This is a genomic window from Massilia sp. Root335 (genome assembly GCF_001425685.1).
Lineage (GTDB): Bacteria > Pseudomonadota > Gammaproteobacteria > Burkholderiales > Burkholderiaceae_D > Telluria > Telluria luteola.
In genome coordinates, this window is sequence record NZ_LMCY01000003.1 from 439,872 (window position 1) to 454,970 (window position 15,099).

The following is a 15,099-nucleotide window of genomic DNA, read 5'->3' on the forward strand; positions in this document are numbered from 1 at the left end:
GGCCATGCAGTTCATGCTCATTCGCACCGACAACGACGGCCGCGCCGCGACGGCCGACCCGCAGGCGGTACTGGACGATCTGCTGCGCCGGCTGCCGGGCGGCGCCGGGGCCGGCGCGGACGCTCCCCGCGCGCCCGCGCTGGCGCTGGCATTCGCGCCGGACGCGGAAGCGCTGCGCCTCAAGCTGTGGCCCGGCGGCGAGGCCGTGACGGCCGGACCGTTCCCGTCCGACGAACGCCTGCCGGCCGGCTTCGCCGTGTTCGAGGCCCGATCGCGCGCCGCCGCGCTGGCATGGCTGCGCGACCACTTGCCCAGTCACGCCGCCGGCACCGCCACGCTGGAACTGCGCGAGACGGGCTGCCCGGGCGGCTGCGCCGGCGTCCCGCCCGGCGCGGCCGGCGGCGACGCCTGCTACGCGATCCTGCTGCGTTCCGACGCCGGCACGGAGCGCGACGCCATCCCGCCGCAGGAAAAGCTCGACCGCCTGAACGCCTTCAACGCCATCCATGCGGCGGCAGGCACGCTGCTGGCCGGGGACGGGCTGAAGTCGACCGCGCGCGGCGCCCGCGTGCGCGTGGCGAACGGCGGCGCCAGCGTGATCGACGGACCGTTCGCGGAAGCCAAGGAATTGATCGCCGGCTTCTGGATGGTCCGCGCGCCGTCGATCGAAGCGGCCCTCGACTGGGCGCGTACGCTGCCCTACCCGACGGGGCCCGAGGTCGACGTCGAGATCCGCCGCGTGGCCCTGATCGCGCCGCTCGGCGCGTCCGCGGTGACGGCCGATGCGCCGGACCGGCTGCGCGAGGATGCCAGCGTGCGCGCCGAACAGCTCGACGCCGCCCTGCGCGCCGAGCTGGCGCCGCAACCGGCGTGGGACCGGCCGTGACGCCTGTCCGGGCGGGACGGCACGCATGACGGGCGGCGCCGACACGGGCCGCGTCGTCGAGGCGGTGTGGCGCATGGAATCGGCGCGCATCGTCGGCGCGCTGACGCGCATGCTGCGCGACCTGGGACGGGCCGAGGAACTCGCCCAGGACGCGCTGCTGGAAGCGCTGGAGCGCTGGCCGGCGGACGGCGTGCCCGACCGTCCCGGCGCCTGGCTGATGCAGGTGGCCAAGCGGCGCGCGCTCGACCACCTGCGCCACCATGCCATGCACGCCAGCAAGGAAGGCGAGCTGAGCTGGGAGTTCGACAATATGCTGGCCGACGGCGGCAGCTTCCGCGATCCCGCCGAGCTGGCCGCGCTGGCGCAGGAGACGGCCGGCGAGATCGACGACGACGTGCTGCGCCTGATCTTCGTCTGCTGCCACCCGGTGCTGTCGGCCGAGGCGCGCGCGGCGCTGGCGCTGAAACTGCTGGGCGGCCTGGCCACGGGCGAGATCGCGCGGGCCTTCCTCGTGCCGGAAGCGACGGTGGCCCAGCGCATCGTGCGCGCCAAACGGACGCTGGCGGAAGCGCGCGTGCCGTTCGAGGTGCCGGGCGGCGACGAACTCAAGCCGCGCCTCGCGTCCGTGCTGCAGGTGATCTACCTGATCTACAACGAAGGCTATTCCGCGAGCGCCGGCAACGAGTGGCTGCGGCCCACGCTGTGCCGCGAGGCAGTGCGCCTGGGCCGCGTGCTGGCGGAACTGATGCCCGACGAAGGCGAGGTCCACGGCCTCGTCGCGCTGATGGAAATCCAGTCCTCGCGCGAGCGCGCACGCACGGGGCCGGACGGCGCACCGATCCTGCTGATGGACCAGGACCGTTCCCGCTGGGACCGCCTGCTGATCGGCCGCGGCCTGGCGGCGCTGGACCGCGCCGGCCGCCTGGGCGCCCTCGGACCGTACGCGCTGCAGGCCGCCATCGCCGCCTGCCACGCCCGCGCGCTCAAGCCCGACGCGACGGACTGGACGCGCATCGCCGCCCTGTACGACGCGCTGTCCCAGCTGATGCCCTCGCCCGTCGTCGAGCTGAACCGCGCGGTGGCGCTGGGCATGGCCTATGGCCCCGCCGCCGGCCTGGCCCTCGCCGACGCGCTGCTGGACGTGCCTGCGCTGCGCAACTACCACCTGCTGCCCAGCGTGCGGGGCGACCTGCTGGCGAAGCTCGGGCGCCACGACGAGGCGGCGGCGGAATTCGAGCGCGCGGCGGGCATGACGCAGAACGAGCGGGAACGCGAACTGCTGCTGGTGCGGGCCGGGACGAGCAAGACCCGGCTCGCGCGCGGCGAGTGAACATTCATCGGGAGCACGCGTGCCGAAAATCGACCTCAAGAAAGAGCTGAAGCATCTTTACCAGGCGCCCGCGCGGGAAGTCGTGCAGGTCGACGTCCCCGCCCTGCGCTTCCTCATGATCGACGGCGCGGGCGATCCGAATACGTCGCCGCTGTATGCCCGGGCCGTGGAAGCCCTGTTCTCCGTGTCCTATACGGCGAAGTTCATCGTGAAAAAGGGACCGTCGGGCATCGACTACGCGGTGATGCCGCTGGAAGGCCTGTGGTGGTCGGACGACCCGTCGTCATTCGTCGCCAACGACAGGTCGAAGTGGCAATGGACGATGATGATCCATCAGCCGCCGTACGCCGACGAGTCGGTGCTGCGCGACGCGATGGCGGAAGTGAAGCGCAAGAAAGGCCTGGCCGCCGTCGAGGCGCTGCGGCTGGAATCGTTCACGGAAGGCCCGTGCGCGCAGACGCTGCACGTCGGACCGTTCACCGCGGACGGACCGACGATCCGGCGCGTGCACGATTTCATCGAGACCCGCGCCGCCCTCGCCGGCAAGCACCACGAAATCTATCTGAGCGACATCAGGCGCGCCGATGCCAGCCGGTGGAAGACGATCATCCGCCAACCGATGGCGTGACAACGGGCGTCAGTCGGGGGACAGGAACGGCGCCAGTGCCTGGTCGGCCGCGGCCGGATTGATGGCGCGTGCCTGCAGCCCATGCATGGCGACGGCGACGTCGGCTGTACGGCCGCCGTCGTGCAACAGGGCCTGGTTGTCGGCCATGGAACGGAGCAGCTGGGCGGTGAGGCGGTCCAGCTCGGGGCGGATGGTGTTGGCGAGGTCGGGCGCGTCGTCGAAGCGGCCGGCGTCCTCTGCCCGCCAGCGGCGGTACAGTTCGCGCTGCACCGTCTTGGATGCTTCGATCTGCGCCCGGAACACGCTGCGTATCCATGCCTCCGGCAATCCCAGCCCACGCCCCTGACGCACCGCGGCGGCGATGACCTGTTCTTCGCGCGGCCGGTCTTCGATGGCAGCCTTCGCGTTCCACTTGGCGCGCGCCACGTCCCGCGCCAGCAGCAGGCGTTGGTCGATGGCCTGGCGCAATGGCTCCAGTCCCCAGGGAAACGCCAGCCACCGATCCAGGCTCCTCGACACGTCGCCGTTGTCCAGCCGGTGCTGCAGCCAGCGGTCGACATACGCCTTCAGCGCCGTATCGCGCGGCAGCAGGATGGCCTTCTCCGCCTGGTCGAACGGCGCGTCCGGATGCACCGCGCACAGCTGCGGATGCAGGCGCTGCTGCAAACGGGTTTCGACGGCGTCGGTTATCATCAGATCGGCCGCACCACTGACGATCCGGCCGAAGATGGTCACATTGTCCGGGTACACGGTCAGCTGGGCGCGCGGCGCCCAGGCGCGGGCGAAGCGTTCGTTCGTGCCGCCCGGATTGACGATCAGCCGCACGTCCGGCTGGTTGATCTGCGCCAGCGTCTGGAAGCGGGCGACGTTTTCGCAGCGTGCGATCGGCGTCTTGCCGTCGTGTAGATAGGGCACCGAAAACAGCGCGCGCCGTTGCCGCTCGGCCGTCACCGACACGCCGCTCATCGCCAGATCGAACTTGTCCGCATCCAGGTCGGCCATCAGCGTCGGCCAGCCGGTCGGAACCAGTTGCAGCCGCACGCCGAGCGCCTGCGCCAGCTCGCCCGCCAGCGCCACATCCATGCCGATGAACTCGCCACCAGGCTGCAGGTAGCTGAAGGGCTTGTAGTCGCCGGTACTGCCCACGCGCAGGACGCCGCGCGCGGCGATGTCGTCCAGCCGGCCGGCCTGTGCCGGCGCCAGTACCGCCGTCAGCAGGCCCGCCAACACGACGGGCCGCATGCAAACCCTGCAAAACGCTGCCGCGCGCATGAATCTCCTTCATCTGTCCGTAGTGGCCGGAGCCTGGTGCCGCGCAGCGTAGGGTAAGGGCGCATGCCTGTCAAGCCGGCCACGGCGCCAGCCCGGGCGACCGTCACCCCAGCACCCGCTCCAGCCCCCGCCACGCCTCGTCGTCCTCCAGCGCCGCCACGTTCAGCCGCAGCTTGGTGGACGGCAGCTGGTCCGGCGAGAACAGGCTGCCCGGCGCCAGCAGCAGGCCCTCGTCCATCGCGCGCGCGGCCAGCACGTTGGTGTCGCGGCCGCAGTCGGCCCACGCGAACATGCCGGCCGTCGGCGCGGGTTCCAGCGTCATGCCGAGGGATTCCGCGCGGCGCAGCACCTGCGGCCGCACGGCGTCCAGCCGGGCGCGGATGCGGTCCAGGTGCTTGCGGTACACGCCTTCGCACAGGATCTTGTAGACGATCCGCTCGCCCAGGTCGCTCGTGCTCAGCGTGGCCAGCATCTTGCGGTCGGCCAGGCGCTGCACGACGTCCGCGGAGGCCGCGATGAAGCCGACCCGCAAATTGGCGGCCAGCGATTTCGAGAAGCCGCTCAGGTAGATCACGCGCTGCAGCTGGTCCAGCGCCGCCAGCCGGGTCACGCTCTGGGCGCCGCCCGGGTGCAGGTCGCAATAGATATCGTCCTCGACGACCGTGATGTCGTGGCGCTCGGCGATGCGCAGGATCTGGAAGGCCTTGGCGGCCGACAGCGACGTGGAACTGGGGTTGTGCAGCACCGAATTGATGATGTACAGGCGCGGCTGGTGCAGCGCCGCCAGCGCCTCGAGCTGGGCCAGGTCCGGACCGTCGGCCAGGCGGCGGATGCCGACCACCTTCAGGCCCATCGCTGCGAACGAGCCGAACATCAGGAACCACGCCGGATCGTCGACGAACACGGTGTCGCCGGGACGGCAGAATTCGCGCGCGACGAGGTCCAGGCCCTGCGTCACGCCGAGCGTCGTCACGAACTGTCCGGGCGCGGCCGCGATTTCCAGCTCGGCCAGCTTGCGCTGCAGTTGTTCGCGGAGCGGCGCATAGCCCTGCGGGGCGGCGTAGTTGAGCAGCACGCTGCTGTTCTGGCGGCTGACGGCGCGCAGCGCGTTGGACACGCCGGGGCCATCCAGCCAGGCCGTCGGCAGGACGCCCGCGGCGCTCGACGGCTGGCCCGGCATCTGCCGGAACATGTGGCGGATCAGCCAGACGACGTCCAGCGCGCGCGCTTCCAGGGCCGGATCGGCATGCGGTTCGGCGCGCCGCAATGCCGTGTTCAGGGGCGCGCGCTCGCGCACGAAGAAGCCGGCGCCGCGGCGCGATTCCAGGTAGCCCTGCGCGACGAGGCGGTCGTAGCTGGCCACGACGGTGAACGGCGACACGCCGTGGTCCGCGGCGAAACGGCGGATCGAGGGCATGCGGCTGCCCGCGCGCAGCTGCCTGTCGTCGATGCGCGCAGTGACGGCGCGGACGATCTGGTCGGCCAGCGGTTCGCCCGAATCGCGCGACAGCAGCGTCGGCATGATTGTATCGGTCATTTTTGCAACACAGTACGCAAAAGGATATCGGTAAGTGTATAGGGACTGTACTGCTCGTCCGGTCTAGCATACCTCTGACCAAGGCGTGCTGCAACGATAACCGGAGAACCCATGCGTCCCACCACCCTCACCCCGGCCGGCGTCCCCACGGCGGCATCCGACGAAGCGCGCGGCATGCTGCTCGGCCTGATCGGCGTCGCCGTCTTCAGCCTCACCCTGCCGTTTACGCGGCTGGCGGTGCGCGAGCTCGATCCGCTGTTCCTCACGCTGGGCCGCGCGCTCGGCGCCGCCGTGCTGGCGGCCGGCTGGCTGCGCATGCGCCGCGCCGCCTTGCCGGGACGCGCCGCGCTGTGGCCGCTGGCCGTGGTGGCGCTCGGTTGCGTGCTCGGGTTTCCGTTGCTCAGTTCGATTGCGATGCGCAGCGTGCCGGCGTCGCACGGCGCCGTGCTGGGCGGCGTCCTGCCGCTCGCGACGGCCCTGTACGCGGCGCTGCGGGGCTACGAGCGGCCATCGACAGGGTTCTGGCTGGTCGCCCTGCTGGGCACAAGCCTCGTGCTCGCGTTCGCGCTGGGCCAGGGCGGCGGGACGCTGCAAAAGGCCGACCTGCTGATGTTCGGCGCGATCGCCGCCGCGGCGGCCGGCTATGCGGAAGGCGGGCGGCTCGCGCGCACGCTGGGCGGCCAGGAAACGATCTGCTGGGCGCTCGTGCTGGCGGCCGTCCCCGCCGCAATCCTGCTGGCGGCGTTCGAAAGCGACCAGGTCAAACGGCTGGGCGCCGTCGGCCCGGCCAGCTGGCTCGGGTTCGCGTACGTCACGACGTTCTCGATGTTCATCGGCTTCTTTTTCTGGTATCGCGGCCTGGCGCTGGGCGGCGTGGCGCGCGTGGGCCAGGTGCAATTATTGCAACCTTTCCTGTCGCTGGCCGGCGCGGCCGTCCTGCTGGGCGAGGCGCTGACGGTGGCCAATGTCGGCTTCGCGCTGGCCGTGATCGCGACCGTGGCGCTGGGCCGCCGCATGCAGGTGAGGCGATAATGGGTATGCACCCTGCGATGGGCACGCCCGCCGGCAAGGCTTACAATAGCGGCTTTCTTTTCACACAACCCTGGGGAATTCATGTCCGTCTACGACAAACTCAAAGCACTGAACATCACCCTGGCCGCACCGGCGACGCCGGCGGCCGCCTACGTCATGTATGCGCAGACCGGCAACACGGTCTTCCTGTCCGGCCATATCGCCAAGAATGCGGACGGCACGGTCAATGCGGGCCTGCTGGGCAGGGAAAAGACGACGGAACAGGGCAAGGCGGCGGCGCGCGCCGTGGCCGTCGACCTGATGGGCACGCTGCAGGCGGCCGTCGGCGGCGACCTGAATCGCGTAAAACGCATCGTCAAGGTAATGAGCCTGGTCGCCTCGACGCCGGACTATACCGAGCAACACCTCGTCACGAACGGCTGCTCGGAACTGCTGGGCGAAGTGTTCGGCGACGCGGGCAAGCACGCGCGCTCGGCGTTCGGCGTGGCATCCCTGCCCCTCGGCGCCTGCGTCGAGATCGAACTCATCGCCGAAGTCGCGTAAGCTATCGCTCCGCAGTACTTATTTAACCGGAGCATGCCCAACAGGCGTGCTCCTCTTGAGAGAGCAGCCTACCCGGCGTGCTTTATAATGACCGGCGCACCATCGTGGCCCTTCCTGTGAGACCAGTATGAAAATCGAAAATCCCAATCCCATCCAGTGGCAGTTCTCGGAGCGCGCACAGCAGCTGCAAAGCTCGGCGATCCGCGAGATCCTGAAGATCACCCAGCGTCCGGAAATCATTTCCTTCGCCGGCGGCCTGCCCTCGCCCGCCACCTTCCCCGTCGAACGCATGAAGGCGGCCTACGACAAGGTGCTCAGCGAAAACGGCAAGCAGGCGCTGCAGTACGGCCCGACGGACGGCTACGCACCGCTGCGCGAATGGGTGGCGAATTACCTGTCCACGGAAGGTTCGACAATCGTGCCGGAGCAGATCCTGATGGTGTCCGGCTCGCAGCAGGCCCTCGACCTGCTGGGCAAGGTGCTGATCGACGAAGGTTCGCGCGTGCTGGTGGAAACCCCCAGCTACCTCGGCGCGCTGCAGGCCTTCTCGGTCTACCGTCCGGAATTCCGGTCGGTCGAGACGGACGACCACGGCCTCGTGCCGTCGTCGATCGAACCGCTGGCCAAGGGTGCGCGCCTGCTGTACTCGCTGCCGAACTTCCAGAACCCGACGGGCCGCTCGCTGTCCATCGAGCGCCGCCGCGAGCTGGTCGAAACCTGCGCCCGCCTGGGCCTGCCGCTGATCGAGGACGATCCGTACGGCGCGCTGTCGTACAAGGGCGAGCCGATGCCGCGCATGCTGTCGATGAACCCGGACGGCGTGATCTACATGGGGTCGTTCTCGAAAGTGCTGACGCCGGGCATCCGCCTGGGCTATGTCGTCGCCCCGCTGCCGCTCGTGCGCCGCCTCGAACTGGCCAAGCAGGCCGCCGACCTGCACACCGCGACCCTGACGCAGATGGTCGTGCACGAAGTCGTCAAGGACGGCTTCCTGAACGAGCACATCCCGACCATCCGCAACCTGTACGCGAACCAGTGCCAGGCGATGCTGGACGCAATGGACGCCGAGTTCCCGGAAGGCGTGACGTGGACCCGTCCGGAAGGCGGCATGTTCATCTGGGTCACGCTGCCCAAGCACATCGACGCCATGAAGCTGCTCGACCAGGCGATCGCCGCCCGCGTCGCGTTCGTCCCGGGCGCGCCGTTCTACGCCAACGAACCGGTCACGAACACGCTGCGCCTGTCGTTCGTGACGGTGCCGCCGGAACGCATCCGCGAAGGCATCGCCACCCTCGGCAAGCTGATCAAGGACCAGATGTAAGACGGGTCCGCGTCCGGCGGCACGCGTTGCCGCCGGACTCAAACAATTGTTGAACAAGCCAAACACTTGTCAGTTGCGCAAAAGTTACAGATTTTTCCAGCGGTAAAAGAAGTTATTGCCCAGGCCAGTGCTGCGGGGTGTATGATTTTGCACGCAATCTAAACGTGCAGTCCCCGCCAAGCACCGTATGACCAACCCTGCGACCGTGCCGCTTGCCGACCCACGCAAGCCCGCCATTCTCATCGTCGACGACGCGCCCGACAACCTCGGGGTGCTGCGTTCGATGATGCTGCGTCAAGGCTACCAGACGTTCGTCGCCACTTCCGGCGACCGCGCGCTGGAGATCGCCCTGCGCGTAAAACCCGACCTGATCCTGCTCGACGTCGTGATGCCCGGCATCGACGGCCTGGAGACGTGCCGCCGCCTCAAGGCGCATCCGGCCACCATGCGCATTCCCGTGATCTTCATGAGCGCGCGCGGCGACACGGAAGACATCGTCGCCGGCTTCGACACCGGCGCCGCCGACTACATCCCCAAGCCGCTGCGCCTGGAAGAAGTCTGTGCGCGCGTGCGCGCCCAGCTGCGCCTGCGCACCAGCACGGACACACAGTCGGAACAGGCCGACCGCCTGCGCATGATCGTCAACAGCATGGACCAGGGCCTCCTGATCGTCGAGCGCTGCGGCCGCGTGCAATACGCCAATCCGGCCTGCGACCGCTACCTGGGCTATGCGCCCGAGGACCTGGTCGGCCGGTCGCTGAAGGATCTGCTGGATTGCAAGGAGCCCGGCTGCTGCGAGGGCCTGGACGCCATCAGCTACGGCACGCGCGAGGTCAAGATCCGCCACCGCGACGGCGGCCTGCGCGCGATGGACCTGACGATGACGCCGATGCACGCCGCGGACGGCCTGTTCGTCGCGCTGCTGCACGACATCACCCACCACAAGCAATCGGAGGACGCGCTGCAGCGCGCCGCGATGCTCGACCCGCTGACCCAGATCGCCAACCGCCGCCACTTCGACGCCTTCCTCGACAAGGAATGGCAGCGCGCGATCCGCAACGCCCAGCCGCTGTCGCTGGTCGTGCTCGACGTCGACCACTTCAAGCTGTACAACGACACGCTGGGCCACGCGGCGGGCGACGTCTGCCTGCAAAAGGTCGCGCAGGCGCTGCGCGACCACGCCGCGCGCCCGACCGACCTCGCGGCCCGCTACGGCGGCGAGGAATTCGTGCTGCTGTTCGCCGAGACCCCGGCGGAAAACGCGGCGCACGTCGCGGAAACGATCCGCGCCGCCGTCGAAGCCCTGCAGATGCCGAACCCGCGCTCGACGACGTCGACCTGGCTCACGGTGTCCGTGGGCGTCGCGACGATCGTGCCGACGCAGCTGGACGCCATCGAAAACCTGTTCGTGTGCGCCGACCGCGCCATGTATGCCGCCAAGGCCGGAGGCCGCAACCGGGTCGAGTCGACCATCGTCGGCGCGGCGTGGGATGTGGTGCGGGACGCGGCGGTGTATTGAGCGGGGTGGGCGGCGCCAGCCGACCCGACAACATAGGATGCGTCGTCGTCTCCGCGACGGCGGGGCCCCGAACTCGCCGGCGCTGCCGCAGTGCGTAACACCCGGGTGCCCTCGCGCGCCGTAAACTTGGGTTCCCGCCTGCGCGGGAACGACGGGTCATATCCACGTCGTCTCGCGACGGCGGGCCCCGATGTTATATCAACGTCGTCCCCGCGATGGCGGGGACCCAATCTCGCCGGCGCTGCCGCGATGCGTAACACCTGGATGCCAGCGTGCACGGGCGCGACGCATTATCTCTTCGGGTAGCCCGTAATCTCCGCGATCTCCCGATACAGCGGCGCCAGCTGCCGGTACATCTTCAGGTAGACCTGCCGGTACAGCCGCTCGTACACGTCGCGGTGCGCCGGCACCGGCTCGAACACCCGCCCCACCCGCGTCATCGCGGCCATCGCCGCCGCGAAATCGCGGTGCAGGCCCAGGCCCACGGCCGCATCGATGGCGGCGCCCAGGCCCGACGTCTCGTACACGTGCGGCCGCGCCGTCGGCAGGCCGAAGATGTCGGCCGTCAGCTGCATCGCGCAATCGCTCTGCGAGCCGCCGCCCGACACGCGCAGCTCGGTGATCGCCACGCCGCTGCGCTTTTCGATGCGCTCCTTCCCTTCGCGCAGCGCATACGCGAGGCCTTCCAGGATCGCGCGGTAGACGTGCGCCCGCGTGTGCACGTCGCCGAAGCCGACGATCGCGCCCTTCGCCTCGCGGCCCGGCACGCGGATGCCTGGCGTCCAGTAGGGCTGCAGCATCAGGCCCATCGATCCGGGCGGGACGGAACTGGCCAGCTGGTCGAACAGCTTCTCGGGCGCCACGTCTTCCGCGAGCGCGCGCTGCTGTTCGCGGTGGCCGAACTGCTCCTTGAACCAGTTGACCATCCAGTAGCCGCGGAACACCTGCACTTCGCTGCTGTAGGCGCCCGGGATCGCGGCCGGATACGGCGGTAAAAAGGGCGTCACCTCGACGTAGCGCGTGCCCGTCGTGTTGATGGTGGCCGTCGTGCCGTAGCTGAGGCACCCGACATGCGGCTCGCGGCAGCCGGCGCCGATCACCTCGCACGCCTTGTCGGCGGCGGCGGCCAGCAGCGGCGTGCCGGCCGGGATGCCGGTGGCGTCAGCGGCGGCGCGCCCGATCTCGCCGAGACGGTCGCCGGGATCGACGAGTTCCGGCAGCATGTGCGGTTCGACGGCCAGCGCCTGCCACTTCCAGTCGCGCGGCCCGGCCCAGCGCCGGCGCCGGTAGTCGAACGGCAGATACGCGACCTGCGAGCCCGATGAATCCGCGAAGCGCCCGCTCAGCCGCCAGTTCAGGTAGCCGGACAGCAGCAGGAATTTGTCGGTCGCGGCCCACACGTCGGGTTCGTGCGCGCGGATCCAGTTGATCTCGGCCTCGCCGCGAAAATAATCGATGGTGCCGTCCACACGCGCCAGCCTGAACGCGGCGCGCCACCACCACGCCAGCGGCGGCACCGTGTCCGTGTGGCGCTGGTCGAGCCACGTGATCGCGGGCCGCAGCGGCCGCCCTGCGCGATCGAGGTTGATGACGGTGCCGCGCTGCGTCGTCACGGCGACGCCGGCGATGGACTCGCGGCGCACGCCGGGCTGCGTCCACAGGCCCTGGCACGCGCGGCACAGCGATTGCCAGTAGTCCTCCGGGTCGTGCTCGGCCCAGCCGGGCTGCGTGGAAAAATACGGGTCCAGCATCACCTGCGACTTGGCGACGATGTTCCCGGCGAGGTCGAACAGGATCGCGCGCACGCTCTGGGTGCCGTTGTCGATGGCGAGGATGGTCGTATCAGTCTTCATGAGGCAGGCCGTGTTGAAGAGTCCATGATGCGCGATACGCCGCTTCTTCATGCGCCCAGTGCGCGGCGCCCCAGCCGAGTTCCGGCTGGCAGATGGCGCGGATGCGCTCCAGGTGCGCCGCGCCGCCGTCGCGCAGCAGCAGGCCCAGGCGGGTGCGGCGCAGCAGCAGGTCGTCCAGGTGCTGCACGGCTTCGCAGCGCGCGGCCCAGCGCAACTCCGCCCACGCCGTTTCCGTGCCGGGAATCCGTTCCAGTTCGCCCGGCTGCGCCGCGTCCAGCAGGGCCGCGGTACAGGCGCCGTGGCGGCCATGCAGGCGGCGCAGCAGACTCGCATCGAGGTGCGGCGCCTGCGGCGGCGGGACGGGCGCGAACACGGCGCAGGCGTCGAGCGGGTCATTCCAGCCGGGCAGCTGCGCCTTCGCGACGCGCAACGCATCGAGGGCGATGGCGCGGAACGTCGTCAGCTTGCCGCCGGCGATGGCGACGAGGCCGGCGCTGCTCCACACGACGTGCTCGCGCCCTTCCTGCGACGGCGCGCTGCCGTCCTTGCCCGCGATGACGGGCCGCACGCCCGCGTAAGTGGACACGATGTCATTGTCGGTTAGTTGCAGATGCGGGAACTGCGCCTGCAGCGCCGCCATCAGGTAATCGACCTCCGCGCGGGTGATGCGGGCCGCGCGGTCCATGCCCTCGTCGTGGTCGAGGTCCGTCGTGCCGACCAGGGTCGCGCCCTCCCACGGAAAGGCGAACACGGGCCGCCCATCGTGCGGATGCATCAGGCTCACGGCGCGCGCCAGCGGCAGGCGCCACGCGGGCAGGATCAGGTGGCTGCCGCGCAGCGGGCGCAGGCGCGGGCCCAGGCCATGCAAAGGCCCCGACCATGCGCCCGTCGCATCGATGACGACCTTCGCCCGCACGGCGTATTCCGTACCGTCGACGGCGCAGGCAAGCGTCGCTCCGCGGACCCTGCCCCCTTCGCGCAGCAGTGCGCGCGCGCCGAGCCGGTTGACGGCCGCCGCGCCGTGGTCGAGCGCCTCGCGCAGCACGCGCAGCACGAGCCTGGCGTCGTCCGTGCGCGCGTCCGTGTAGACGATGCCGCCCGCGAGGCCGTCCCGTTTGACGTTCGGCGCCGCCATCAGGAAGTCGTCGGCAGCCAGCCAGTGGCGTTCGCGCCGGCCCGCCATCACGTCGTAGATCGCGAGGCCCGCCAGGAAACTGCGGCGGCCACGCGCGCCCTCGTACTGCGCGAACGCGAAGCCCTGCGGCTCGACGAGGCCCGGCGCGCAGCGCAGCAGCATCTCGCGCTCGCGCACGGATTCCGCCGTCAGCCGCACGTGGCCGCCCTTCAGGTAGCGCAGGCCGCCGTGCACGAGTTTCGACGAGCGGCTCGACGTGCCCCATGCGAAGTCGTGGCGCTCGACCAGCAGCGCCTTCAATCCGCGCCGCGCCGCTTCCAGCAGCACGCCGGCGCCGCTGATGCCGCCGCCGACCACGAGCACGTCCCACTCGCGCGCCAGCACGTCGGGCAGGGCCGCGCGCCCGCCGCGCTGCCACAGCGCGGAAAATTGTCCGCTCATGGCGTCACCAGCTTGCCCGGGTTCATGCGGCCGTCCGGATCGAAATGCGCGAACAGCGTGCGCAGCGCGGCCATCCCCAGCTCGCCCTTTTCGTGCGCCAGCCACGGCGCGTGGTCGCGGCCCACGCCGTGCTGGTGGGTGATGGTGCCGCCGCTCGCGACGATCGCCTCGGACACGGCCGTCTTGAGCATGCGCCAGCGCGCCAGGTCGGCGTCGTAATCGCCGGCGAGGCGCCAGATGAACGTCGAGTAGACGCTGGCGCCCTGCGGATACAGGTGCGACAGATGCGTGTAGGCGTGCGCGCGTTCGCCGTCCCGCGCGAGCGCGTCGTGGGCGGCGCGTTCGATGGCGCGCATCGCGGGCGTGACGCGCGGCCAGTCGAGCGCCGTCTCCACCGTGTCGATCGCATAGCCGTGCGCCCACGCGCTGTTGCGCAGGTAGACGTTGCGGAAGCGGTTGCGGCGCCAAGCGTCGCCCAGCGCGCGGCCCGCGTGCACGCCGCCGTCGCGCCGCGCCAGCGCCAGCGCGGCCTTCAGCGCGGCGCGCGCCTGCGCCTTTTCTCCGCTGGCGCCCACGAGCAGCATGCATTTGCCGGCGCCCGCGCCGCGCAGCTTCAGCCAGGTTTCCAGCAGTGCCACCTGGCGGCCATGGCCGCCCAGCGTGAGCATCGTCGCCGTCTCCTCCGCGTTCGACAGGCGCAGCATCGACAGGCCAAGCCGCGCCTGCACGATGGTGCGCACGGCCTGCTCGGCGCGAGTCCAGTCGGGGAAGAACACGGCGTGGAACGCCTCGAACGGCGGCAGGTGCGTGATGCGCACGGCCGCTTCCGTCAGGATGCCGAGCCGCCCTTCCGACCCGAGCACCAGCTCGCGCAGGTCGGGACCGGCGGCGGACGCGGGAAATGTCGGGATGACGAGCGGGCCGGCCGGCGTCTCCACGCGGCCGCCGGCGAACAGCTGCTCGATGCGGCCGTAACGCAGCGATTGCTGGCCGGACGAGCGGGTGACGACCCAGCCGCCCAGGGTCGAGTAATCGAACGATTGCGGGAAGTGGCCCAGCGTGTAGCCGTGCGCGCGCAGCTGCGCTTCCAGGTCGGGCCCCGCCACGCCGGCTTCGAACACGGCCAGCTGCGCTTCGCGGTCGATGGCGACGAGGGACCGCATGCGCGCCATGTCGACGCACAGGGTCGGCCGCGCGCCGACGGCGTCCAGGTGGCCGGCGACGCTCGTGCCCCCGCCGTACGGCACGACGGCCGCATCGACCGTCTGCGCCCAGCGCAGCAGCTCGCGCACGTCGTCCGCGCTCTCCGGAAAGGCGACGGCGTCCGGCGCCGCGCCGATGCGGCCATGGCGCAGGCGCAGCCAGTCGTGCAGGCTCTGGCCCGTCGCATGCGTCAGGCGCGCCTGCGCGCTGGCGTCGGCGAGGCGGTGCGCAGGCAGCCTACCGGGCGGCAGCGCCGCGCACGACGCCTCGAATGCCGCGTCGCGCGGGGGCGTGCCCGCGCCGATGCGCCCGCGCAGGAACGCCAGCGCGGGCTCGCCCAGCGCCACGTCGACCGCATCGTCTCCCCAACCATTCCAGCGTCGCATCGTTCCGTTCTCC

At 70.5% G+C, this 15,099-nt stretch carries 12 protein-coding genes; 7 read left to right on the forward strand and 5 right to left on the reverse strand.

The window, feature by feature from the left end:
• The first annotated feature begins 4 nt into the window (after positions 1-4).
• Genes ASC93_RS02365 through ASC93_RS02375 form a run of 3 tightly spaced genes read left to right on the forward strand, consistent with a single transcriptional unit; the run spans position 5 to position 2,844 of the window.
• Positions 5-886, forward strand: a complete 882-nt coding sequence (locus ASC93_RS02365; protein WP_056436313.1) for a YciI family protein — start codon at positions 5-7, stop codon at positions 884-886.
• 25 nt (positions 887-911) lie between these two features.
• Positions 912-2,216, forward strand: a complete 1,305-nt coding sequence (locus ASC93_RS02370) for an RNA polymerase sigma factor (RefSeq protein ID WP_056436316.1) — start codon at positions 912-914, stop codon at positions 2,214-2,216.
• A gap of 19 nt (positions 2,217-2,235) precedes the next feature.
• A complete protein-coding gene (locus tag ASC93_RS02375) occupies positions 2,236-2,844 on the forward strand; it encodes a GyrI-like domain-containing protein (RefSeq protein WP_056436318.1) in 609 nt (202 codons plus the stop codon).
• 9 nt (positions 2,845-2,853) lie between these two features.
• Here ASC93_RS02375 and aroQ read toward each other — a convergent pair whose 3' ends face one another.
• Positions 2,854-4,086 (reverse strand): gamma subclass chorismate mutase AroQ, encoded by a 1,233-nt coding sequence (aroQ, locus tag ASC93_RS32580; RefSeq protein WP_056436321.1) that lies wholly within the window; start codon positions 4,084-4,086, stop codon positions 2,854-2,856.
• Positions 4,087-4,219: 133 nt separating this feature from the next.
• The gene (locus ASC93_RS02385; RefSeq protein WP_229412574.1) at positions 4,220-5,638 is read right to left on the reverse strand and encodes a PLP-dependent aminotransferase family protein; all 1,419 of its coding nucleotides are present in this window, start codon (positions 5,636-5,638) and stop codon (positions 4,220-4,222) included.
• 126 nt (positions 5,639-5,764) lie between these two features.
• On the opposite strand from ASC93_RS02385, the gene ASC93_RS02390 reads away from it, so the two are divergent.
• The 4 genes from ASC93_RS02390 to ASC93_RS02405 all read left to right on the forward strand — a co-directional run bounded on the left by ASC93_RS02390 (position 5,765) and on the right by ASC93_RS02405 (position 10,068).
• Positions 5,765-6,685, forward strand: a complete 921-nt coding sequence (locus ASC93_RS02390; protein WP_056436325.1) for a DMT family transporter — start codon at positions 5,765-5,767, stop codon at positions 6,683-6,685.
• Between the two features lie 81 nt (positions 6,686-6,766).
• Positions 6,767-7,228, forward strand: coding sequence for a RidA family protein (locus tag ASC93_RS02395; RefSeq protein WP_056436327.1), 462 nt, complete (start codon positions 6,767-6,769; stop codon positions 7,226-7,228).
• 127 nt (positions 7,229-7,355) lie between these two features.
• Complete coding sequence (locus ASC93_RS02400) at positions 7,356-8,549, forward strand: PLP-dependent aminotransferase family protein (protein WP_056436330.1); 1,194 nt, start codon at positions 7,356-7,358, stop codon at positions 8,547-8,549.
• Positions 8,550-8,736: 187 nt separating this feature from the next.
• Entirely contained in the window at positions 8,737-10,068 is a 1,332-nt protein-coding gene (locus ASC93_RS02405; RefSeq protein ID WP_056436333.1) for a diguanylate cyclase, read from the forward strand.
• Between the two features lie 290 nt (positions 10,069-10,358).
• Here ASC93_RS02405 and ASC93_RS02410 read toward each other — a convergent pair whose 3' ends face one another.
• Genes ASC93_RS02410 through ASC93_RS02420 form a run of 3 tightly spaced genes read right to left on the reverse strand, consistent with a single transcriptional unit; the run spans position 10,359 to position 15,086 of the window.
• Positions 10,359-11,921: an FGGY-family carbohydrate kinase gene (locus ASC93_RS02410; RefSeq protein ID WP_056436336.1), complete on the reverse strand. Its 1,563-nt coding sequence runs from the start codon at positions 11,919-11,921 to the stop codon at positions 10,359-10,361.
• Complete coding sequence (locus ASC93_RS02415; protein WP_056436339.1) at positions 11,911-13,497, reverse strand: glycerol-3-phosphate dehydrogenase/oxidase; 1,587 nt, start codon at positions 13,495-13,497, stop codon at positions 11,911-11,913. The genes ASC93_RS02410 and ASC93_RS02415 overlap by 11 nt, the downstream gene beginning before the upstream one ends.
• Positions 13,494-15,086, reverse strand: coding sequence for an FAD-binding oxidoreductase (locus tag ASC93_RS02420; protein ID WP_056436342.1), 1,593 nt, complete (start codon positions 15,084-15,086; stop codon positions 13,494-13,496). Before ASC93_RS02420 ends, ASC93_RS02415 begins: the two co-directional genes overlap by 4 nt.
• Positions 15,087-15,099: the final 13 nt, after the last annotated feature.

What these genes read in the sequence shown, in the direction of transcription:
- ASC93_RS02370 (WP_056436316.1), top strand. Translation starts at nt 912, where the DNA reads ATGACGGGCGGCGCCGACACGGGCCGCGTCGTCGAGGCGGTGTGGCGC.
- ASC93_RS02390 (WP_056436325.1), top strand. Translation starts at nt 5,765, where the DNA reads ATGCGTCCCACCACCCTCACCCCGGCCGGCGTCCCCACGGCGGCATCC.
- ASC93_RS02415 (WP_056436339.1), bottom strand. Translation starts at nt 13,497, where the DNA reads ATGAGCGGACAATTTTCCGCGCTGTGGCAGCGCGGCGGGCGCGCGGCC.
- ASC93_RS02395 (WP_056436327.1), top strand. Translation starts at nt 6,767, where the DNA reads ATGTCCGTCTACGACAAACTCAAAGCACTGAACATCACCCTGGCCGCA.
- ASC93_RS02410 (WP_056436336.1), bottom strand. Translation starts at nt 11,921, where the DNA reads ATGAAGACTGATACGACCATCCTCGCCATCGACAACGGCACCCAGAGC.
- ASC93_RS02400 (WP_056436330.1), top strand. Translation starts at nt 7,356, where the DNA reads ATGAAAATCGAAAATCCCAATCCCATCCAGTGGCAGTTCTCGGAGCGC.
- ASC93_RS02420 (WP_056436342.1), bottom strand. Translation starts at nt 15,086, where the DNA reads ATGCGACGCTGGAATGGTTGGGGAGACGATGCGGTCGACGTGGCGCTG.
- ASC93_RS02385 (WP_229412574.1), bottom strand. Translation starts at nt 5,638, where the DNA reads ATGCCGACGCTGCTGTCGCGCGATTCGGGCGAACCGCTGGCCGACCAG.
- ASC93_RS02405 (WP_056436333.1), top strand. Translation starts at nt 8,737, where the DNA reads ATGACCAACCCTGCGACCGTGCCGCTTGCCGACCCACGCAAGCCCGCC.
- aroQ (WP_056436321.1), bottom strand. Translation starts at nt 4,086, where the DNA reads ATGCGGCCCGTCGTGTTGGCGGGCCTGCTGACGGCGGTACTGGCGCCG.
- ASC93_RS02365 (WP_056436313.1), top strand. Translation starts at nt 5, where the DNA reads ATGCAGTTCATGCTCATTCGCACCGACAACGACGGCCGCGCCGCGACG.